Genomic DNA, 21,692 nt, shown 5'->3' on the forward strand with positions numbered 1-21,692 from the left:
TCGCTTGCCTCTGCCCCTCCAGTACCAAGGAACTAGAAAACTCCGCACTGCGGGCAATTGTTGGCAAACAGGCCGGGACCAAGAATTCCCGGCAGACCGGGAAAATTTCCCGGGAACAACAATAACCGCCGAGGTAGCCGTCATGACCCAACCCCCACGTCGTCCCTGTTTCGCCGTGAGCCTGGTGCTCAGCGCCATGCTGCTGTCCAGCGCGGCCCTGGCCGCCGTCACCGATGAAGAGATCCTCCAGGACCCGAAGAACCCGCAGCAGATCGTCACCAACGGCCTGGGCGTCCAGGGCCAGCGCTACAGCCCGCTGGACCTGCTCAACGTCGATAACGTCAAGGAGCTGCGGCCGGTCTGGGCCTTCTCCTTCGGTGGCGAGAAGCAGCGCGGCCAGCAGGCCCAGCCGCTGATCAAGGACGGGGTGATGTACATGACCGGCTCCTACTCGCGGGTGTTCGCGGTGGACGCGCGCACCGGCAAGAAGCTCTGGCAGTACGATGCGCGCCTGCCGGACGACATCCGCCCGTGCTGCGACGTGATCAACCGCGGCGTGGCGCTGTACGGCGATCTGGTGTTCTTCGGCACCCTGGACGCCAAGCTGGTGGCCCTGAACAAGGACACCGGCAAGGTGGTGTGGAGCAAGAAGGTCGCCGACCACAAAGAGGGTTATTCCATCAGCGCGGCGCCGATGATGGTCAACGGCAAGCTGATCACCGGGGTCGCCGGCGGCGAGTTCGGCGTGGTAGGCAAGATCCAGGCCTACGACCCGAAAAACGGCGAGCTGCTGTGGATGCGCCCCACCGTGGAAGGCCACATGGGCTATGTGTACAAGGACGGCAAGGCCATCGAGAACGGCATCTCCGGTGGCGAGGCGGGCAAGACCTGGCCGGGCGACTTGTGGAAGACCGGCGGCGCGGCGCCGTGGCTGGGCGGCTACTACGACCCGGAAACCAACCTGCTGCTGTTCGGCACCGGCAACCCGGCGCCGTGGAACTCCCACCTGCGCCCTGGCGACAACCTGTATTCCTCGTCGCGCCTGGCCCTGAACCCGGACGACGGCACCATCAAGTGGCACTTCCAGAGCACCCCCCACGACGGTTGGGACTTCGACGGCGTCAACGAGCTGATCTCCTTCAATTACAAGGAGGGCGGCAAGGAGATCAAGGCCGCCGCCACCGCCGACCGCAACGGCTTCTTCTACGTGCTCGATCGCACCAACGGCAAGTTCATCCGCGGCTTCCCCTTTGTCGACAAGATCACCTGGGCCACTGGCCTGGATAAGAACGGCCGGCCGATCTACAACGAGGCCAGCCGTCCCGGCGCCCCGGGCAGCGAAGCCAAGGGCAGTTCGGTGTTCGTCGCCCCGGCCTTCCTCGGCGCCAAGAACTGGATGCCCATGGCCTACAACCGCGACACCGGGTTGTTCTATGTACCGTCCAACGAGTGGGGCATGGACATCTGGAACGAAGGCATCGCCTACAAGAAGGGCGCGGCGTTCCTTGGCGCGGGCTTCACCATCAAGCCGCTGAACGAGGACTACATCGGCGTGCTGCGGGCCATCGACCCCATCAGCGGCAAGGAAGTCTGGCGCCACAAGAACTTCGCGCCGCTGTGGGGCGGGGTACTGACCACCAAGGGCAACCTGGTGTTCACCGGCACGCCTGAAGGCTTCCTCCAGGCGTTCAACGCCAAGACCGGCGAGAAGGTCTGGGAGTTCCAGACCGGCTCAGGAGTCCTGGGCTCGCCCGTGACCTGGGAAATGGACGGCGAGCAGTACGTCTCGGTGCTCTCCGGCTGGGGCGGCGCGGTGCCGCTGTGGGGCGGCGAAGTGGCCAAGCGGGTCAAGGACTTCAACCAGGGCGGCATGCTCTGGACCTTCAAGCTGCCCAAGGACCTGGTGAGCAAACGCTAATCGTAGGAGCCAGCTTGCTGGCGAAGAGGCCCGCAAGAGCGCCTTCATCGGCAAGCCGGCTCCCGCACAGGGCAATCAACCTACGACCAAATGACGAGAGCCCCCCCTGCCAACGATGCATTCGTCCGGCACCCGGGGCTCTCTACCATCGGTCCATCGCCTGTCGTCGGACAGGCCTCGACCAGCAGAGGCTCAGCATGATCTACGCACAACCCGGAACCCCAGGCGCCGTCGTGTCCTTCAAGCCACGCTACGGCAATTTCATCGGCGGCCAGTTCGTGCCGCCGGTGGCTGGCCAGTACTTCACCAACACCTCGCCGGTCAACGGCGAAGTGATCGCCGAATTCCCCCGTTCCAGCGCCGCCGATATCGACAAGGCCCTGGACGCCGCCCATGCCGCCGCCGATGCCTGGGGCAAGACCAGCGCCCAGGACCGTTCGCTGGTGCTGCTGAAGATCGCCGACCGCATCGAGCAGAACCTGGAGATCCTCGCGGTCAGCGAGACCTGGGACAACGGCAAGGCGGTGCGCGAAACCCTCAACGCCGACGTGCCCCTGGCCGCCGACCACTTCCGTTACTTCGCCGGTTGCATCCGCGCCCAGGAAGGCGCCGCCGCCGAGATCAACGAACTGACCACCGCCTACCATTTCCACGAGCCTTTGGGCGTGGTCGGGCAGATCATCCCGTGGAACTTCCCGCTGCTGATGGCCGCCTGGAAACTCGCCCCGGCCCTGGCCGCCGGCAACTGCGTGGTGCTCAAGCCCGCCGAGCAGACCCCGCTGTCGATCATGATCTTCGCCGAACTGATCGCCGATCTGCTGCCGGCCGGGGTGCTGAACATCGTCCAGGGCTTTGGCCGCGAAGCCGGCGAGGCCCTGGCCACCAGCAAGCGCATCGCCAAGATCGCCTTCACCGGCTCGACCCCGGTGGGCTCGCACATCATGAAATGCGCCGCCGAGAACATCATTCCGTCCACCGTGGAACTGGGCGGCAAATCGCCGAACATCTTCTTCGAAGACATCATGCAGGCCGAGCCCAAGTTCATCGAAAAGGCCGCCGAGGGCCTGGTGCTGGCGTTCTTCAACCAGGGTGAGGTCTGCACCTGCCCGTCCCGCGCCCTGGTGCAGGAGTCGATCTACGAGCCGTTCATGGCCGAGGTAATGAAGAAGATCGTCAAGATCAAGCGCGGCAACCCGCTGGACACCGAGACCATGGTCGGCGCCCAGGCATCGCAGCAGCAGTACGAGAAGATCCTCTCCTACCTGCAGATCGCCCAGGAAGAGGGCGCCGAGCTGCTCACCGGTGGCGCCGCCGAGCGCCTGGAAGGCGACCTGTCCAGCGGCTATTACATCCAGCCGACCCTGCTCAAGGGCCACAACAAGATGCGCGTGTTCCAGGAAGAAATCTTCGGCCCGGTGGTGGGCGTGACCACCTTCAAGGACGAAGCCGAAGCCCTGGCGATTGCCAACGACAGCGAGTTCGGCCTGGGCGCCGGGCTGTGGACCCGCGACATCAACCGCGCCTACCGCATGGGCCGGGCGATCAAGGCCGGTCGGGTGTGGACCAACTGCTACCACCTGTACCCGGCGCATGCTGCGTTCGGTGGCTACAAGAAATCCGGCGTGGGCCGCGAGACCCACAAAATGATGCTCGACCACTACCAGCAGACCAAGAACTTGCTGGTGAGCTACGACATCAACCCCCTGGGCTTCTTCTAAGGGCAAGAAAGGGCGGGGTAGTTGGGTGCTGCCCCGCTTTGTGTGGCAACGGCGCGACGTCTTGGGTGGACGTCGCGCCGTTTTTTTTAGAGACCCCGATCCCCTCAACTTGCGCCATCCTGTAGCCGCTGCCGAGCCTCGGCGAGGCTGCGCAAAGGCCCGCAGGGCCTTGCCTGACCATCTCCCGCCAAACCCACAGCGGCCTCAAGAACGCTGCGGCCCTTCGTGCCGTTCGCAGCCTGCGGCAGCGGCTACACAACCTCGGATCGACACCGGCCCTGTAGCCGCTGCTGAGCCCCAGCGAAGCTGCGCAAAGGCCCGCAGGGCCTTGCCTGACGATCCCCCGCCAAACCCGCAGCGGCCTCAAGAACGCCGCGGCCCTTCGTGCCGTTCGCAGCCTGCGGCAGCGGCTACACGTGCGCCAAGCCCCTACCAATGCACCCCGCCGGCTCGTCCCAAAGTAGCATTCGGCCGCCGCGTGCCCCGTGCATTAATGCCTCTACCGGAATCGTCCGGCACAACAAGAGGATTGACCCCATGTGGCATAAACCTGCGTACACCGACCTGCGCATCGGCTTTGAAGTGACCATGTACTTCGCCAACCGCTGAGCCGTCCCGCTCCGGCCGCTCCTGGTGTTGGCCGGAGTCTTTTGCCCTTCAGGAGCACGTCATGCATATCCGCATTCTCGGGTCCGCGGCGGGCGGCGGTTTTCCCCAGTGGAACTGCAACTGCCGCAACTGCGCCGGGGTGCGCGACGGCAGCCTGCGCGCCCAGCGCCGTACCCAGTCGTCGATCGCCTTGAGCGACCACGGCAACGACTGGATCCTGTGCAACGCCTCGCCGGATATTCGCCAGCAGCTGGAATCCTTCCCGACCCTGCAACCGGCCCGACAGCTGCGCGACACCGCCCTGGCCGGAGTGATCCTGCTGGACAGCCAGATCGACCACTGCACCGGCCTGCTCAGCCTGCGCGAAGGCTGCCCGCATCAGGTCTGGTGCACCGAGATGGTCCATCAGGACCTGTGCAGCGGCTTCCCCCTGTTCACCATGCTCAGCCACTGGAACGGCGGCTTGCAGTGGCAGCCCATCCACCTCGATGGCCGCGAGTTCAGCCTACCGGCCTGCCCAGACCTCGCCTTGCGGGCCATTGCCCTGCGCAGCAGCGCGCCGCCGTATTCGCCCCATCGCGGCAACCCGCACCCGGGGGACAATATCGGCCTGTTCATCGAGGACCGGCGCAGCGGCGCCAGCCTGTTCTACGCCCCGGGGCTGGGGCAGGTGGATGAGGCCCTGCTGGAGTGGATGGACCGCGCCGACTGCCTGCTGGTGGACGGCACCTTGTGGCGCGACGATGAAATGCGCGTCTGTGGCGTCGGCGACAACCTGGGCAGCGACATGGGCCACCTGGCGCAAAGCGGCCCCGGCGGCATGCTCGAGGTGCTGGAACGCTTTCCCCGGGCGCGCAAGGTGCTGATCCACATCAACAACACCAACCCGATCCTCGACGAAGACTCCGCCGAGCGCGCCGAACTGACCCGCCGCGGCATCGAAGTGGCGCATGACGGCCTGGACATCCACCTCTGACGCCACCCGGTCCCTGTAGCCGCTGCTGAGCCACGGCGAAGCTGCGCAAAGGCCCGCAGGGCCTTGCCTGACGATCCCCCGCCAAACCCGCAGCGGCCTCAAGTACGCCGCGGCCCTTCGTGCCGTTCGCAGCCTGCGGCAGCGGCTACAGGGCCTGCGAGGCTGCGAAGTCCGCCGATGGTCGGATTGCTTTCAGCAACGGATGCTTTAGGCTGGCGTTCTCCTTCCAGAACAATAAGAAAACAGGCTTCCGTCATGAGCCAGAATCTCAGTCTGCTGCGCAAGTTCGTGTCTCCGGAAATCATCTTTGGCGCCGGTTGCCGGCATAACGTCGGCAACTATGCGAAGACCTTCGGCGCGCGCAAGGTCTTGGTGGTCAGCGACCCCGGGGTGATTGCCGCCGGTTGGGTCGCCGATGTCGAGGCCAGTCTCCAGGCCCAGGGTGTCGACTATTGCCTGTACAGCCAGGTCTCGCCCAACCCGCGGGTGGAGGAGGTGATGCAGGGCGCCGAGGTCTACCGCGAAAACGCCTGCGATGTGATCGTCGCCGTCGGCGGCGGCAGCCCGATGGACTGCGGCAAGGGCATCGGCATCGTGGTGGCCCACGGGCGCAGCATCCTGGAGTTTGAAGGGGTGGACATGATCCGCGTGCCGAGCCCGCCCTTGATCATGATTCCCACCACCGCCGGCACCTCGGCGGACGTCTCGCAGTTCGTGATCATCTCCAACCAGCAGGAACGGATGAAGTTCTCCATCGTCAGCAAGGCGGTGGTGCCGGATGTGTCGCTGATCGACCCGGAAACCACCCTGGGCATGGACCCGTTTCTTTCTGCCTGCACCGGTATCGACGCCCTGGTGCATGCCATCGAGGCCTTTGTTTCCACCGGCCACGGCCCGCTCACCGATCCCCATGCCCTGGAAGCCATGCGCCTGATCAACGGCAACCTGGTGCAGATGATCGCCAACCCCGGCGACATCGCCCTGCGCGAGCAGATCATGCTCGGCAGCATGCAGGCCGGGCTGGCGTTCTCCAACGCGATTCTCGGCGCGGTGCATGCCATGTCCCACAGCCTGGGAGGCTTTCTCGACCTGCCCCACGGATTGTGCAACGCGGTGCTGGTGGAGCATGTGGTGGCCTTCAACTACAGCTCGGCGCCGGAGCGCTTCAAGGTGATTGCCGAGACCTTCGGCATCGACTGCCGCGGGCTCAACCAGCGGCAGATCTGCGGGCGCCTGGTGGAGCACCTGATCGCCCTCAAGCACGCCATCGGTTTCCACGAAACCCTGAGCCTGCATGGGGTCAGCAGCAGCGACATTCCGTTCCTCTCGCAGCATGCGATGGACGATCCGTGCATCCTCACCAACCCTCGCGAATCCAGCCAGCGTGATGTCGAGGTGGTGTATGGCGAGGCCCTCTGACGAACAGCAACGAGCCCTGGCCGGGCTCTTGGGGCTGGGCAACCACTCGGCGCGCAAGAGTCACTACCCGGAACTGGCGGCGCGCCTGGAAGACCTGGAAACCGAGCGCAACCGCTACAAGTGGCTGTTCGAGCATGCGGTGCACGGCATCTTCCAGGCCAGCCTGCAGGCCGGCCTGCGCGCGGCCAACCCGGCCCTGGCGCGCATGCTGGGCTATCAGGACCCGCAGGAAGTGCTGTTCTCCCTGGCCGACCTGGCGGGCAATCTGTTCGTCGGCGGTGCGGCGGAACTGGCGGCCATCGGCGAGGAGCTGCAGCGCCAGCGCAGCCTGTTGGGCTATGAAACCCAGTTGCGGCGCAAGGACGGCAGCAGCATCGATGTGCTGATGAACCTGCTGCTCAAGCCCGACCAGGACGGGCTGGTGGAAGGTTTTGTCGCCGACATCACCGAACGCAAGCTGGCCCAGCAGCACCTGGAACAGCTCAACGACCAGTTGGAGCAGCGGGTCGCCGCGCGCACTGATGAACTGCTGGAAGCCAACCGCAACCTGCAGCAGCAGATCGCCCGGCGCGAACGCATCGAGTGTGATCTGCGGGATGCCCGGGACGCCGCCGAGGCGGCCAATCGCAGCAAGGACAAATACCTGGCCGCCGCCAGCCACGACCTGCTGCAACCGCTGAATGCCGCGCGCCTGCTCATCTCTACCTTGCGCGAGCGGCGCCTGCCGGCGGCCGAGCAACTGCTGGTGGAGCGCACTCACCAGGCCCTGGAAGGCGCCGAGGACCTGCTCACCGATCTGCTGGACATCTCCAAGCTCGACCAGGCGGCGGTCAAGCCCGATCCTGCGGTCTATCGCCTGGATGAGTTGCTCGCGCCGCTGGTCTCGGAGTTCCAGTCGGTGGCCGAGGCGGCGGGCCTGGAGCTGCGGGTACGCTTTGGCGACTTTGCCCTGTTCACCGACCTGCGGCTGATGACGCGGATTCTGCGTAACTTCCTCAGCAATGCCTGCCGCTACACCGAGCGCGGCAGCATTTTGCTGGCGGCGCGGCGCCGCGGCGATCAGTTGCGGCTGGAGGTGTGGGACACCGGGCGCGGCATTGCCGCCGACCGCCTGGATTCGATCTTCCTCGAATTCAATCAGCTGGACGTGGGCCGCGCCGTCGACCGCAAAGGGGTGGGCCTGGGGCTGGCGATTGTCGAGCGCATCGCCAAGATCCTCGGCTACCGGGTGCAGGTGCAGTCGCGGCCGGGACGCGGCTCGCGGTTCAGTATCGAGGTGCCCCTAGCGGACCGGGTGCCGTTGCCCATCAGCTTGCAGGCACCGCAGCCGGGCACCGGCAACCCGCTGCCGGGGCGGCGTCTGCTGGTGCTGGACAACGAGCTGAGCATCCTTGAGAGCATGGCCGCGCTGCTCGGGCAGTGGGGCTGCGAAGTGCTCACCGCCACCGATCAGGCGGCGGCCCTGGCGGTGCTTCAGGGCCGGGCGCCGGAGCTGATCCTGGCGGATTTTCACCTGGATCACGGGGTCACCGGCTGCCAGGTGGTGCAACAGCTGCGCGAGCACTTCCAGCAGCCGCTGCCGGCGGTGATCATCACCGCCGACCGCAGCGACCAGTGTCGCCGGGCCTTGCAGCAACTGGGAGCGCCGCTGCTCAACAAGCCGGTGAAGCCGGGCAAGCTGCGGGCCGTGCTCAGCCAGTTGCTGGGCTAGGGCCGGGCCGGTTCCATGGGGCATCCGAGGAGGGGGCGCTCGGGTGCGGGGCTTCTGGCATGGGGGCAGGCTTGCGGCTAAGATGCCGCTCTTTTTTTCAAGGACGAAGCCGGCTCCTGCGCCAGCGCGCCGGGCCGCCGTTGACCCATCGATGAAACCCCTGTCCTCTTATCACCCGCTGCTGTACTGGCTGCGGGTGCGCCAGAAGCGCCTGATGCGCCACCTGGCCTGGCGCTGTTCCGGGCGCCGTTACGCCCGGCCCGAGGCCGGCAGCCCGCGCTTGCCCCATCGGTTGATCAAGCACACCTCGAAACTGATCCGTACCCTGGGCGACTCCGACCTGGCGCTGCAGCACAACAAGGTGATCAACCTCAAGCTGGCGGTGGCCTGCATCGATGGCGTGCGCATCGCCCCCGGCGAGTATTTTTCCTTCTGCAAGATGGTGGGCCGACCCAGTCGCCGGCGCGGTTTTGTCGAAGGCATGGAGCTGTCGTTCGGCGAGGCCCGCCGCGGCATCGGCGGTGGCATCTGCCAACTGAGCAACCTGATTCACTGGATGGCGCTGCATTCGCCGCTCCAGGTGGTGGAGCGGGCCAACCACAGCTTCGACCCGTTCCCCGACGAGGGCCGGGTGCTGCCCTTCGGTTCCGGTGCGGCGATCTTCTACAACTACATCGATCTGGTGCTGTACAACCCCGGCCCCCAGACCTTGCAGCTCAAGCTGCATGTGGGGTCGCAGCAGCTGGAGGGCGAGCTACTCTGCGAGCGGCCGCGGGAGTATCGCTATCACGTCTACCAGCGGGCCCATCGCTTTGTGCGCGAGGGCGCCCGGGTGTACCGCGAAAACCAGATCTGGCGCGACATTCGCACCAAGGGCCAGGACGCCCAGCTGCTGCGCCAGGAGTGCCTGTATCGCAACCGGGTGCTGGTCAAGTACCCGGTGGCCGAGGCGCTGCTCGATCAGCCGGTGCCGGGCTCAGATGATGCCCAGCATCCACAGTAGGCCCAGGTAGACCGCGGCGCCGCCCAGGGGCCAGACCACCAGCAGGCGGGTCTGGCTGAAGAACGCTGGCGCGGCCTCCACCCGGGTCGACTCCTCCAGCTGTTGCAGGGTCCTGGCGGGCACGCCGTCCTCGACCGGGGCGTTGAGCTGGGCCTCGATCAGCGGTTCCACGGCCTCGACCTTGCGCATCAGCGTCCGGCCCGAGGCGAACAGGGCGGCGCCGACGAAGATCAGCAGGTAGATCACCAGGAATTTCCAGTGGGAGGAGTAGCTCAGGTCGATGAAGCTGGGGGTCGGGCTGTTGTCCCAGAACCAGTCCAGGGCCCGGGTGTTTTCCGAGACCATCAGGGTGAACTGCTGAATCGGGCGGTTGATGGTGCTCGCCATGGCGGTGTAGCTGTCCAGGCGCCAGTGGAGCATTTTCAGGGTGGAGAACAGCGTGGAGATCAATGCGCCGGTGAACATCAATGCGCCTGCGCCAATCTGCAGCCGGTACTTCAATTGGGCCTGGGTGTAGTTCATCTGTGCGTCCTGCCATGAAGAAAGTGGCGCAATACTATATTTCACCGGCACGGGCCGATAGGGGCGGTGCTGCTCAGGCTATCCTTGGCTCCCTCTCTACTCGGACGAATCAGCCCATGCTGCAGGTACAAGGCGTCTTCAAGAGTTACCCCACGCCCCAGGGCCCGTTGGCGGTGCTGCAGGGCGTGGACCTGCAGCTGCGGCACGGCAGCAGCCTGGCGCTGATGGGCGAGTCGGGCAGTGGCAAGAGCACCTTGCTGCACCTGATCGCCGGGCTCGACCGGGTCGACGCTGGCAGCATCCGCATCGGCGGGCAGCACCTGGAGCAGATGACCGAGGGCCAGCGTGCCGACTGGCGACGCACTGAAGTGGGCCTGGTGTTCCAGCAGTTCAACCTGATCAGCAGCCTGCGGGTGGAAGACAACCTGAGCTTCCAGGCGCGCCTGGCCGGGCGCCTCGATCCGCTGTGGCAGGCGCAGTTGGTGGAGCGCCTGGGCCTGGGGGATTTACTGCGGCGTTACCCGGAGCAGCTCTCCGGTGGCCAGCAGCAACGGGTCGCCCTGGGCCGGGCCCTGGCGGCGAAACCCGGGTTGCTGCTGGCGGACGAACCCACCGGCAGCCTCGACGAGGCCACCAGCGACGAGGTGTTGCAGCTGTTGCTGGAGCTACTGGCGGACAGCCCCACCAGCTTGTTGATGGTCACCCATAGCCAGCGGGTGGCCAGCCGCCTGCAACAGACGGTGGTGCTGCAACGCGGTCGTCTGGCCGACCCGGTCGGGGCTTGAGATGGGGGTCTTTGTCACAGCGATGCAGGCGCTGCTGAGCCACTGGCGCCGGCATCCGGTGCAGTTTTTCAGTGTGCTCACCGGACTCTGGCTGGCCACCAGCTTGTTGACCGGCGTGCTGGCTCTCAACAGTCAGGCTCGGGACAGTTATGCCCGGGCCAGCCAGTTGATCGGCGGCGAGCCTCAGGCCAGCCTGGGCAGCGCCAGTGGTGCGAGTTTTTCCCAGCAGGGGTTCGTCGAGCTGCGCCGTGCCGGCTGGCCGGTGTCGCCGGTGCTCCAGGGGCGGGTGCAGCTCAAGGATCACCCCGACCAGCCCCTGCAGGTGATGGGCATCGAGCCCTTATCGCTGCCCGCCGGTTCCGCGGTGGCCGGGCAGGCCCTGGCGCTGCAACAGATGGTCGAGTTCTTCAGTGTGCCGGGCACCACCTGGGTGGCGCCGCAGACCCTGGCCAGCCTGGGCTTGCAAGAGGGCGAGCAACCCCAGGCAGTCAATGGCCAGCGCTTACCGCCGCTGCGGGTGCAGGCGGACATGGCCCCGGGGCTGCTGTTGATGGACATCGGTTTTGCCCAGCAGGTGCTCGGCCAGCCCGGGCAGTTGAGCCGCTTGTTGCTGCCCAGGGACTTTGCCGCCCAGGCACCGCCACTGCCGGCGCAACTGGCGGGGCAACTGGTGCTGCGCCAGGGTGAAGCAGAGGGCGATCTGGCGCGCCTGACCGAAAGCTTTCACCTGAACCTGGATGCCTTGGGGTTCCTGTCCTTTGTGGTGGGGCTGTTTATCGTGCACGCCGCCATTGGCCTGGCCCTGGAGCAGCGGCGCGGCTTGCTGCGCACCCTGCGGGCCTGCGGGGTCAGTGCGCGGCTGCTGATTGCCTGCCTGATCGTCGAGCTGGGAGGGCTGGCGCTGTTGGGCGGTGTGGCTGGCGTGGTCAGCGGCTACCTGCTGGCCGGGGTGTTGCTGCCGGACGTGGCCGCCAGCCTGCGGGGCTTGTACGGCGCGCAAGTGGCCGGGCAGTTGAGCCTGAGTCCCGGGTGGTGGTTCAGCGGTATCGGCCTGAGTCTGTTGGGCGCCTTGCTGGCCGGTGGCGCCAGCCTGCTGCGGGCAGCGCGCCTGCCGCTGCTGGCCCTGGCCAATCCCCAGGCCTGGCACCAGGCCCATGCCCGCTGGTTGCGGCGCCAGGGTTGGATCGCTTGCCTGGCCTTGCTGGTGGCCCTGCTGGCGTGGCACTGGGGCGACAGCCTGGCCAGCGGTTTCGTGCTGCTGGCGGCTTTGCTGCTGGCGGCGGCCCTGGGCCTGCCGGTGCTGCTCAACGCGGTGCTGGGCGGTTTGCTGGGGCGCAGTCGCGGGGTGCTGGGGCAATGGTTTGTCGCCGATAGTCGGCAGCAGTTGCCGGCCCTGAGCCTGGCCTTGATGGCCCTGCTCCTGGCCCTGGCGGCGAACATTGGCGCCGGCAGCATGACTGCCGGTTTTCGCCAGACCTTCAATGACTGGCTGGAGCAGCGCCTGAGCGCCGAGCTCTACCTCAACCCGCAAAGCCCCGAACAGGCCGGGCAACTGCTGGACTGGCTGCCGCGCCAGCCCCAGGTGACGGCGGTGCTGCCCAGCTGGCAGGTGGCGTTGCAGGTTCAGGGCTGGCCGGCGGACCTGTACGGGGTGATCGACCATCCCAGCTATCGCCAGCATTGGCCGTTGCTGGAGGCCCAGGGGGCCGATCCCTGGGCGCAGTTGGCGGCGCACGACAGCGTGATGCTCAGCGAACAGTTGGCCCGAAGACTCAAGGTGCGCCTGGGGGATCGCCTGGAACTGCCGGTGCCGGCAGGGCACTGGGCGCCCCAGGTGGTGGGGATCTATGCCGACTACGGCAATCCCAAGGGGCACTTGCTGGTGAATGTGCAGCACCTGCTGGCGCATTGGCCGCAGTTGGCGCCGAACCGTTTCAACCTGCGCCTTGCGCCGGAGGCGGTTGCGCCGCTGATCGGTGCCTTGCAACAGCAGTTTCAGCTGGATGACAGCCGGATCATCGATCAGGCCCGGCTCAAGGGTTGGTCGCTGCAGGTCTTCGAGCGTACCTTCGCCGCCACCGCCGCCCTCAATAGCCTGACCCTGGGGGTGTCCGGGGTGGCACTGTTCATCAGCCTGCTGACCCAGAGCCAGAGCCGCCTGGGCCAGTTGGCACCGCTCTGGGCCCTGGGGGTGGGCCGGCGCCAGTTGATGCTGCTGAACCTCGGGCAGACCTGGCTGCTGGCGGTGCTCACCCTGATGCTGGCGTTGCCCCTGGGGATTGTCCTGGCCGGGTGCCTGAACAGCGTGATCAATGTCCAGGCCTTTGGCTGGAGCCTGCCGTTGCGGGTGTTTCCAGGGCAGATCCTGCAACTGCTGGGCTTGGCCATGTTGGCCACCCTGGCGGCCTCGGCCTGGCCGCTGTTGAAGCTGTACCGTGCACAACCGGCGGATTTGCTGAGGACCTTTGCCCATGAAGATTGATTGCCGGTGGCTGCCGCTGCTGTTTCTGCTGCTGGCCGGCTGCGACCAGGACGCCGCGGCGCCCCAGGGTTTTGCCGGGCTGGGCAACGAGGCCTCGGCCTTTGCCCCGGTGGTGCCGGGGCGCACCTTCAGCTTTCCTGCCGATCATGGCCCACATGACGGTTTTCGCATCGAGTGGTGGTACCTGACGGCCAACCTGAAGGACGCTCAAGGCCGGCAATTCGGTGTGCAATGGACGCTGTTTCGCAGTGCGTTGCGGGCCGCGCCCGAGCAGCCCGGCTGGGGTGCACCGCTGGTCTGGCTGGGGCACGCGGCGGCCACTTCGGCCAGCCGTCACTATGCCGCCGAGCGTTATGCCCGGGGCGGGGTGGGGCAGGCCGGGGTCACGGCGCAGCCGTTCCAGGCCTGGATCGATGACTGGCGCTTCACCAGCCTGCCCACCGGGGCCAATCCCCTGGCCCGGATGCAGGTGCAGGCCAGTGGGCCGGGGTTCGCCTATCAGTTGCAACTGTCCAGCCGCCAGCCGCTGGTGCTGCAGGGCGTGGGCGGCTACAGCCGCAAGTCGGACCAGGGTCAGGCGTCGTATTACTACAGCCAGCCGTTCTTCCAGGCGTCGGGGCAGTTGCAGATCGACGGCCAACGCTATGAGGTCAGCGGCCCGGCCTGGCTCGATCGGGAGTGGAGCAGCCAGCCCCTGGCCGCCGACCAGACCGGTTGGGACTGGTTCTCCCTGCACCTGGACAGCGGAGAACGGTTGATGCTGTTCCGGGTGCGGGAGAACCGTCGCGCGCCTTACATCACCGGCACCTGGATCAATGCCGATGGCAGCACCCAGAGCCTGGGGCGTGAGCAGATCCAGATGACGCCCCTGGAGGAAGCCCAGGTCGAGGGGCGACGCCTGCCGAGCGCCTGGCAACTGAAGATTCCCGATAAGAAACTGGACATCAGAACCCGGGCCTTGAATCCCCAGTCGTGGATGAAACTGAGCATTCCCTATTGGGAGGGGCCGATCACCCTGGAGGGCAGTCACACCGGCAGCGGTTATCTGGAGATGACCGGGTATTGAGGGGGGCTGCAGGACAGCCCCAGGGGCCAGGGCTGACGGGGCTGAACTGAGGGGCGAGCCGGCGGCGAGGGCGACGGATCACCCTGTGTCCAGTTTTATTCAGAATCCGCCCACGGATTTTCCCCTTCAGTTGCACTAGAATGCCAATCGTTCGCCCGGTGCAAGGGCTCTTTACCGGTGCATGGATTGCCAAGGCCAGAGCACTGGGCGAACACCCTCCCTGAACAATGTCCTGCGAACGCCAGGTTGTGTAACTGTCGCGTCCGGCGACGTTCGAGCCCTTGAAAGGCGCTCAGCTTCCCCTTCAAACACCCCCCCTGCGGGTTTTCTGCGCTGCACCGTGGTTGGTCGTGGGCGCTCAAAGCGCGATGGGCTGCAGGCTGATCTGGTGGGCGCGCAGACTGACCCACTGCGGCAGGCGCTCGGGGCCATCCCGCAGGGACAGGAGGATGATCGAGGGGCCTACTGCCAGGGCGGCGACGCCATCCTCATCGAGCTGAACTAGGCGCCCACTGACCTGCAAGGCACCCTGGTCCCAGTGCAGGCGGAACGGGCCCTGGGCACAGGGCTCCAGGTTGTCATTCCAGCTGAACTCGTCCTCCAGGCTCAGTTCCACTTCGTAGTCGTGCCCGACCCTCGGCGAGGGGCCCAGCCATTGGCCGCGACCCTCGCCGAAGGCACAGCAGAAGCCGACGCAGAGGTCTTGCGCCGCAGTGAGGCGGATGTCCGTCAGGGTGATACGCATGCCAGGGTGTCTCGATAGAGTTGAAGTGGCGCCAAGCCGCTTGCACGGTTGTCGCGCCGGGCAAGGCTGAAGGCTCTGCCGGCGTCTGGCAAGTGCCTGCGGTTTTTCATTGCGCAGTCGCGGGGCCTTCAACAAAATGGCCGACTGCTCCGCGGGACCGCTCGCGGAGGTGGATGGTAGTGGAGATCCTGGATTGATCTGGTTGAAGCGTTTTCTCATGTCGATCGGCGCACTGACGCTGATACTGGTTGCCCTCGGGATGGCCTGGACGGGCCTTTTCAAAGAAGCCGTGCACACATTGCCGGAACATCCCCGGGCCCGGTGGCAGGGCGGCGTCGATGGTGGGCACTACGTTGAAGTCACCCGCAGCGAAGCGCCTTACTACTTCGTCCAGATCCGTTATGAAAGCGGCGACCTGTGGTCCGAGGGCTGGCTGCGGCATGAGCACGGCGACGGTGCTCCGTTCAGCGCTGACGACGTGATCGCCTTTGACGGTGACGGGGTGATTTTCCTTCAGCAACGCAAGGTGCTGGCCGGTGGCAAGTCCGGGGCCCGTTGAGCCCCGGGGCGCGACCTATTTGCCCTGGCTGTCGGTGCCGTAGGCGTCCCACAGCTTGTTGCGAAACTTGTTGTGCGGATCGACCCGCGCCTTGAGCGCGAGAAATTCCCCGGCCCGCGGATAGGCCGCCCGAAACTGCTGCGGTGTGGCGTGGATCTGATACGGCAGGTAGTAGCTGCCGCCGCGCTTGATCGCGCTGTCCACCAGGGCCCGGGTCCATTCCCGCACGGCGTCCCGCTCCGCCTCTGCCGTGCTCTGCTGGTAATACAGCACCAGGGCGAACACGTCAGTCTTGGCCCAGGCCAGCAAGGTGCCGGGGTCGGCCTTGGCGTGACGGATGGACAGGTTGATCACGTTGACCCTGTGCGCCCGCAGGGTCGCGCCCATCTCCTGGACGAAACTCTCCAGCTGGTCGGTGGGCACGAAGTATTCCTGCAGCACGTAGGTGCGCTTGCTCCGGGAGTCGGGCTCCAGTTCGCGCACGTCGAGGCTGGCCTCGTGGTTGCGCCAGGAGACTTGGGGTTTCTTCAGCACCAGGGGGTCGATCACCTCCTGGCGCAGGGCCTTGCCCCCGGGCCATTGGCTCACCACTTTCAGGGCTTTCTGTTCTTTCCAGTAGTTCTGGTCCAGGGGCGTGAGGCGTTCCTTGACCGTTAGCGGCAGGTCGGTCTGGCTGTAGGACACTGCGCGCAGGGTCTGGTACTGGTCGGGGTAGAGCACGGCGTTATGCAGGATGACCTTGGGGTTGTGCTCGATCCGGGCAAAGAAAAAGGGGCGGTAGTCGCCCAGGGGCATTTCTTCGAAGCTGCGCAGCAGGCGCACGTTGTCACTCAGGCGCAAGGTGGCTTCGACTATCACCCCGAGGCCGCCGTAACCGCCGATGGCGCCGTAGAACAGTTCGGCGTTGCTTTGCGGGCTGGCCTCGACCACTTGGCCGTCGGCCAGCACCAGCTTGATGGATTTGACCGAGGTCACCAGCGGCCCATAGCCGACATAGCGGCCATGGGCGTTGACGCTCAGGGCGCCGCCGACGGTGAAGTTGGCGTAGCTCTGCATGATGCTCACGGACAGATCGTAGGGGTCGATGAAACTCTGCAGGGCGCGCCAGGTGATGCCGGGCTGCACGGTGATTTCCTTGTGCTCGCGGGAGAAATCGAGCACCCGGTCGAAGCCGCGCATATCGATCTGCAAGGCATGCTCGGTGGCAGTCTGGCCGCCCATGCTGTAGCGCCCGCCGCCGATGGCGATGGGGCCGGGGTGTTCGGCCACCCGTTTGACGATCTGCTCCAGGGTGGTGGGCCGGGCCACCTGGTCCACCACGATGGGGTTGAGCTGGGTGATGTCGTTGACGGTTTCTGCTGCGTGGGTGCTCAGCGCGGCGCCGAGGGCGCAGCATAAAAACAGGCCGGTCGCGAATCTCATGTCGCCGTGTCCATCCTTGGTGGTGGCGCGCCGCGGGCTCGGGCGCAAGTTCCGGCACAATAGCGTCCCGGCCAGGCCATGACCATGGGGCAAAACGACGAAGGGGGAATCCGGCACCGACCCGCAAGGCCGATGCCGGACAGGGCTTAGAGCGCTGGCAGGCCCAGGCTGGCGGCGCATTGCTCCAGGGAGCGCTGCTGGGTCTGGGCGTAGAGCTGCAACTCATCCAGGGTGGCGCGGCCCAGGGCCGTTTCGAAGGCCTGGCGGTTGGAGTGTGCGGCGTAGTGGCTCTGGCTGTCGTCCCCCAGGTTGGACTGGAAGATCCCGGCGGCGCTCACCGGCAGGAAGTCCTCATACACCAGGGGTTCGGCCCGCAGGTGCCCGGCGGCCAGCAACGCTGACAAGGTGGTGGGCCGCTGGGGCTGGTGGCGTGCCGCCAGCCCGGCGTCGCTGACGAAGTAGCGGAAATAGGCCAGGCCCTGTTCACGCATGGCGTCGTGGTTGTCGGGGAATTCGTCGAAGTGCGCTTGCATCAGCTGGTTGTAGCGCTGGGCGTTGCTCTCGCTGGGGAAGTCGCCCAGGGCGTCGCGGGCCGCATTCAGCAGGCGGTCGTAGAGGGCCCGGCCCTTGGGTGTCAGTGCCGCGCCGCGTTGCTCGATCTCGCCGAAGCGGGCGCTGTGGCTGCCCTGGGGCAGGTCCTGATCGGTGAAGGCCACCCGTTCCTCCAGGGCCTTGAAGCTGGTCTGGCGCAGCAGGATCGGGCACGCCCGGCGTGGCGGGCCTTCGATCACCGCCTTGGGGGTGATGCCGTGCTCGGGCATCAGCCGTTGCACTTCATCGATGTCCAGGGTGCGTGGGGTCAGGTGGTTGATGTGCGGCCCCTTGAACGCCACCACGTCGGCGATCAGCCGGTGCTGGGCACTGAGACTGGCGTACTGGGCGGCGGTCACCGTGGCGTGGTGGTGCCAGCGGAAGGTCTCCAGGGCTTCCTGAATGAAGCGTTGGGCATCCTGCTCATCCAGGCCGCCTTGGGCGTGGGCCTGTTCGATCAGTTCCAGCGCCTTGGGGGTGAAGATCGAGCGTTGGGCCAGCACCTGTTCGGCAAAGCGCCGCAGTTCGGGGTTGTCGATCAGTTCCAGGCGCAGCAACGAGGTGAAGACCCGGAACGGGCTGACGTGCAGGGCCTCTTCGTGCACCGCGCGAAAGGCCGTGGAGTGCACCGGCACCCCGGCCGGGGTCAGGTCGTAGTAGCCCACCGGCTGCATGCCCATGACCGCGAACAGCCGGGCCAGGGTCGCCAGCTCGGCGGCGCTGCCGACACGGATGGCGCCGTGGCGCTCCAGGTCCAGGCGCTGCAGTTCGCCGCTGTGCTGCAAGTGCCGGGCAATGGCCGGCTGCTGTTCCAGGACCTGGGCATTGACCTGGGCCACCAGCTCCATCAGGGCGCCGTAGAGGGGCACCTCCTCACGGTACATATCCGACATGGCCCGGGAAAATCCCTGGCGGATCAGATCAGGACTGACGAAGTGCTGGTTGCTCATGGACAAGGTTCCCGTGGCAGTGGATATCGAAACGAGAGAAGTACGGATCGGCCCCGATTCTGCTGGCCGGTGCCGGGGCTGACAAACGAAGTTTCCTCTGAACTTCATTCTGCAAATGAATGCATGGGGCCGGCGGGCAGATTCCCGCTCAGCGGGCCCGTCTTGAGCGGGCAGGCTGTGTACACTGATGGCGTTTTGCATCCGCGTGGCTAGACTTGCAACGGTCAAGCTCACCTATCGCTCGCTGCATCTTTCCCATCGCTGGACGGAGGCAACTTGGCCCCTGCGCATTACACCAGAGGCAAGGGACTGTCATTGGCCAGGAGGCTGTATAAATCGCGGATTCTGGGCCTTGGCCTGGGCTTGCTGTGCGTGGCCGCCGGGATGTGGCCGCTGCAACCGGCGCCCTGGGTCTGGGGCTTGATGCTGTTCAACGCCCTGGTCTGGCCGCACCTGGCCTATCAGTGGGCCCGATGGTCCCAGGTGCCGTTTCGCGCCGAGTACCGCAACCTGTTGGTGGATTCGCTGCTGGGCGGGTTCTGGGTCGCGGCCATGCAGTTCAATCCGCTGCCGCTGGCCACCACCCTGGGGATGATGGCGATGAACAACATCGCCCTGGGCGGGGTGCGTTTTTTTCTTGCCGGCTGTGGGGCCCAGGTCCTGGGCATTGGCATCGGCCTGGGGGTGTTCGGGCTGTCGTTCACTCCCCTGACCACGCCGCAGCAGTTGTATGCCTGCCTGCCGATGCTGACTCTGTACCCGATGGTGCTGGGCTACATCTGTTACCAGCAAGCGGCGACCCTGGGCCGGCACAAGCGCGAGCTGCTGGCCCTGAGTCGCACCGACAGCCTGACCGGGCTGCTCAACCACGGCGCCTGGAAGGACCAGTTGGAGATCGAGTTCCAGCGTTGCCAGCGCCAGGCCCATGGTGGCGCCATCGCCCTGATCGACATCGATCACTTCAAGGCCATCAACGACACCTACGGCCATGTGGCCGGGGATGTGGTGCTGCGCCAGTTGAGCAAGCTCCTCCGGCAGAACCTGCGGGCCAGCGATCAGGCCGGGCGTTATGGCGGTGATGAGTTCTGCGTGATCCTGCCGGACGTGCCGCTGGAGCACGCCGCCGATCTGATGGAGGCGCTGCGCGGGCGCTTCGCGGCCCTGGGCTACGAACAGAATCCGGCGTTGCAGGTGAGCCTGAGCATTGGCCTGGCGGCGTTCAACCCCATGCACGAGGACGCCATGGATTGGTTGAACGATGCCGATCAGGCCTTGTATGCCGCCAAGACCGCTGGTCGCAACAACGTCACCTGCCATCCGCCGGAGCGGCCTTCGCGCCGGGTGTTGAATCCTCTGTAATACCTGCCTCTGGTCGGGCTTGCCCATGAAGGCGTCGGCATGTACGCCGCGTGATTGGCGGTGTTCCGTTCGCCGGCAAGCCGGCTCCTACAGTGGGTGCGGTCTGTAGGAGCGGGCTTGCCCGCGAAGGCGTCGGGTGGCGCGTCGCGGGGGCTGGCGGTGCTCGCTTCGCCGGCAAGCCGGCGCCTACGGGGGAGCAGGGTGCAGGCGCCGCGCCAGTTCCAGCGCGGTGCGGCCGCTGGCGATGCCCGGCACCAGTTGGGCGAAGGGGATGTCGATCAGCCGCTCTTCGCGCACCGCCCGCAACCGCGACAGCACCGGGTCTCGCTGCAGCAGCTGGCGTTTGCGCGTGGCCGGTGACCACAGGGCGTCTGCCAGGAGCAGCACGTCCGGGTCGTTGCTCAGCAGGGTTTCGCTGTCGACCGTCAGGCGCGGGCGGTCGATGGCGGCGAAGCTGTTGCGGGCGCCGGCGGCTTGCAGCAGTACCCCGACAAAACCGCGCTGGCCCTGGCTGGCCAGGCCGTTGACCTCGCTGTCCAGGTAGAACACCGCGGGCGTGTCGCGGCCCCGGTACAAGGCTGCTGCCGCAGCAAGGTCGGCCTCCATGGCCGCGATCAGTTGCTCGGCCCGGGCTGGCTGCTGCAACAGTCGGCCCAGGGTCCGCAGGTCGCGACGGATATGCCCGAAGTAGTCCTCATCATGCCCGGCGCAGGCCGACTCCAGCAGGTAGCTGGCAATGCCGATGCGGCCCAGGCGCTCCCGGGAGCTGAAGTTGTCGGGAAATGCCGAAGCGAAGCCGCCCACCACCAGGTCGGGCTTCAGGCTGTAGAGCACCTCCGCCGACGGGTATTGCCGGGCGATCACCGGCACGCCGTGGTACTGCCCCTGGGTTTGGGCCTGACTGTCGTCATCCAGGTAGGCGACGCCGATCATCGACGGCCCGGCGCCCAGGGCCAGCAGCAGATCGGCGCTGTGCTGGTTGAGGGCCACGATGCGCCGGGGAGGGTCCTCGACGGTCCAGGTCTTGGCGCAGTTGTCGTAGCTGGCCGCCAGGGCCGGCCCGGTCGCCAGCCATAGCAGGAGGCCGAGGATCTTCCTAGGCATCCGTCACCCCCGCATACGGCGAAGGGATCAGCAGATCCTGCACCGGCTCACCTGCCAGCAGATGCCCCTGCACCAGACGCACGACCTGGCGGTCGTCGCTGACCCGGTACCAGCAGCCATCGGGGTGCACGGTCAGCACCGGCCCCAGGTTGCAGGGGAACTGGCAGGCGGTGCGGGTCAGCAGCACGCCGCCGGGGGTTTCCATGTGGTCAAGGCGCAGCAGTTCACGGCGCAGGGTCTTCCACAGCGCCAGGGCACCGCGGCGCACGCAGCGCGGGCCGGTGCACAGGAACACCTGCCGGGCATGGGGTGGCACCCGCGACCAGTCCGGGTCGCTGGCCACGGCGTTGACCTGATCGCAGGGCAGGTGCCGCTCGTGCTGGGCGATGCTGGCGCAGGCCAGCGCTGCATCCAGCCCGCGACGGCCCAGGGCCTGGGCGGTGATCCACAGCTGCGGCGCCTGGGGATGGGCCCGGGCCAGGCGTCCCAGCTCATCGCGCAGCCAGTCCAGGTAAGCGCTGTCGGAACTGGGCTCCAGGTCCACCACCAGCAGCGCCGCGCCGTCCTCGGGCAAGGGTTCCTCCAGGGCGGCCCAGAGGCTGTCGAAACCGTCCAGGGTGTCGATCACCCGGGTGCCGGCGTCCTCGTTGCGCAGCGCCTTGAGCTCGCGGCGAAAGGCTTCGCCCAGGGTGCCGCCGTGCAGGCCGGGGCCGACGAACAGCACCCGTTGATAGTCCTTGTGCATGTCGTTGG

General features: G+C 66.5%; 18 protein-coding genes. 12 read left to right on the forward strand and 6 right to left on the reverse strand.

Annotation, left to right across the window (positions count from 1 at the left end):
• The first annotated feature begins 142 nt into the window (after positions 1-142).
• From pedH to ACMGF8_RS16410, 7 genes are all read left to right on the forward strand, one after another.
• Positions 143-1,918 (forward strand): PQQ-dependent alcohol dehydrogenase PedH, encoded by a 1,776-nt coding sequence (gene pedH / locus ACMGF8_RS16380; protein WP_102861874.1) that lies wholly within the window; start codon positions 143-145, stop codon positions 1,916-1,918.
• Between the two features lie 197 nt (positions 1,919-2,115).
• Positions 2,116-3,636, forward strand: a complete 1,521-nt coding sequence (locus tag ACMGF8_RS16385; RefSeq protein WP_416756764.1) for an aldehyde dehydrogenase family protein — start codon at positions 2,116-2,118, stop codon at positions 3,634-3,636.
• Positions 3,637-4,173: 537 nt separating this feature from the next.
• Positions 4,174-4,245: a pyrroloquinoline quinone precursor peptide PqqA gene (gene pqqA / locus ACMGF8_RS16390; RefSeq protein ID WP_011060521.1), complete on the forward strand. Its 72-nt coding sequence runs from the start codon at positions 4,174-4,176 to the stop codon at positions 4,243-4,245.
• Between the two features lie 61 nt (positions 4,246-4,306).
• The gene (pqqB, locus tag ACMGF8_RS16395; protein ID WP_416756765.1) at positions 4,307-5,221 is read left to right on the forward strand and encodes a pyrroloquinoline quinone biosynthesis protein PqqB; all 915 of its coding nucleotides are present in this window, start codon (positions 4,307-4,309) and stop codon (positions 5,219-5,221) included.
• Between the two features lie 255 nt (positions 5,222-5,476).
• The gene (gene ercA, locus ACMGF8_RS16400; protein ID WP_060838525.1) at positions 5,477-6,640 is read left to right on the forward strand and encodes an alcohol dehydrogenase-like regulatory protein ErcA; all 1,164 of its coding nucleotides are present in this window, start codon (positions 5,477-5,479) and stop codon (positions 6,638-6,640) included.
• Entirely contained in the window at positions 6,624-8,351 is a 1,728-nt protein-coding gene (locus tag ACMGF8_RS16405) for a NahK/ErcS family hybrid sensor histidine kinase/response regulator (protein WP_416756766.1), read from the forward strand. The genes ercA and ACMGF8_RS16405 overlap by 17 nt, the downstream gene beginning before the upstream one ends.
• Positions 8,352-8,502: 151 nt before the next feature.
• Entirely contained in the window at positions 8,503-9,354 is an 852-nt protein-coding gene (locus ACMGF8_RS16410; RefSeq protein WP_416756767.1) for a VanW family protein, read from the forward strand.
• Here ACMGF8_RS16410 and ACMGF8_RS16415 read toward each other — a convergent pair.
• Positions 9,328-9,876 carry a YniB family protein gene (locus tag ACMGF8_RS16415; protein WP_102861869.1) on the reverse strand — a complete coding sequence of 183 codons (549 nt, stop codon included), beginning with the start codon at positions 9,874-9,876 and terminating at the stop codon, positions 9,328-9,330. The two genes, ACMGF8_RS16410 and ACMGF8_RS16415, sit on opposite strands and share 27 nt — an antisense overlap.
• A 116-nt stretch (positions 9,877-9,992) precedes the next feature.
• Here ACMGF8_RS16415 and ACMGF8_RS16420 point away from each other — a divergent pair, with 116 nt between their 5' ends.
• From ACMGF8_RS16420 to ACMGF8_RS16430, 3 genes are read left to right on the forward strand one after another with little or no spacing between them, the layout of a single operon-like run.
• Complete coding sequence (locus ACMGF8_RS16420) at positions 9,993-10,661, forward strand: ABC transporter ATP-binding protein (RefSeq protein ID WP_250330315.1); 669 nt, start codon at positions 9,993-9,995, stop codon at positions 10,659-10,661.
• Between the two features lies 1 nt (position 10,662).
• Positions 10,663-13,143: an FtsX-like permease family protein gene (locus tag ACMGF8_RS16425; RefSeq protein WP_250330316.1), complete on the forward strand. Its 2,481-nt coding sequence runs from the start codon at positions 10,663-10,665 to the stop codon at positions 13,141-13,143.
• Positions 13,133-14,209, forward strand: a complete 1,077-nt coding sequence (locus tag ACMGF8_RS16430) for a lipocalin-like domain-containing protein (protein WP_416756770.1) — start codon at positions 13,133-13,135, stop codon at positions 14,207-14,209. Before ACMGF8_RS16425 ends, ACMGF8_RS16430 begins: the two co-directional genes overlap by 11 nt.
• A 358-nt stretch (positions 14,210-14,567) precedes the next feature.
• Here ACMGF8_RS16430 and ACMGF8_RS16435 read toward each other — a convergent pair whose 3' ends face one another.
• Positions 14,568-14,954, reverse strand: a complete 387-nt coding sequence (locus tag ACMGF8_RS16435; RefSeq protein WP_250330318.1) for a hypothetical protein — start codon at positions 14,952-14,954, stop codon at positions 14,568-14,570.
• A 202-nt stretch (positions 14,955-15,156) separates the two neighbouring features.
• Between ACMGF8_RS16435 and ACMGF8_RS16440 the strand changes: the two genes are divergently transcribed.
• Positions 15,157-15,513 (forward strand): hypothetical protein, encoded by a 357-nt coding sequence (locus tag ACMGF8_RS16440; protein WP_240321968.1) that lies wholly within the window; start codon positions 15,157-15,159, stop codon positions 15,511-15,513.
• 15 nt (positions 15,514-15,528) lie between these two features.
• Here the strand turns inward: ACMGF8_RS16440 and ACMGF8_RS16445 are convergent, their stop codons facing one another.
• The gene (locus ACMGF8_RS16445; protein ID WP_115582065.1) at positions 15,529-16,935 is read right to left on the reverse strand and encodes an FAD-binding oxidoreductase; all 1,407 of its coding nucleotides are present in this window, start codon (positions 16,933-16,935) and stop codon (positions 15,529-15,531) included.
• Positions 16,936-17,081: 146 nt separating this feature from the next.
• Complete coding sequence (locus ACMGF8_RS16450; protein WP_416756772.1) at positions 17,082-18,476, reverse strand: VOC family protein; 1,395 nt, start codon at positions 18,474-18,476, stop codon at positions 17,082-17,084.
• A gap of 276 nt (positions 18,477-18,752) precedes the next feature.
• Between ACMGF8_RS16450 and ACMGF8_RS16455 the strand changes: the two genes are divergently transcribed.
• A complete protein-coding gene (locus ACMGF8_RS16455) occupies positions 18,753-19,835 on the forward strand; it encodes a diguanylate cyclase (RefSeq protein ID WP_207167408.1) in 1,083 nt (360 codons plus the stop codon).
• A 186-nt stretch (positions 19,836-20,021) separates the two neighbouring features.
• On the opposite strand, the gene ACMGF8_RS16460 is transcribed toward ACMGF8_RS16455, so the two are convergent.
• Together ACMGF8_RS16460 and ACMGF8_RS16465 are read right to left on the reverse strand one after the other, a co-directional pair.
• Positions 20,022-20,939: an ABC transporter substrate-binding protein gene (locus ACMGF8_RS16460; protein WP_102861860.1), complete on the reverse strand. Its 918-nt coding sequence runs from the start codon at positions 20,937-20,939 to the stop codon at positions 20,022-20,024.
• Positions 20,932-21,684, reverse strand: coding sequence for a (2Fe-2S) ferredoxin domain-containing protein (locus ACMGF8_RS16465; RefSeq protein WP_416756774.1), 753 nt, complete (start codon positions 21,682-21,684; stop codon positions 20,932-20,934). The genes ACMGF8_RS16460 and ACMGF8_RS16465 overlap by 8 nt, the downstream gene beginning before the upstream one ends.
• Between the last annotated feature and the right edge of the window lie 8 nt (positions 21,685-21,692).

The organism is Pseudomonas sp. BNK-7, from assembly GCF_048072025.1.
GTDB classification, from domain to species: Bacteria; Pseudomonadota; Gammaproteobacteria; order Pseudomonadales; family Pseudomonadaceae; genus Aquipseudomonas; species Aquipseudomonas danubii.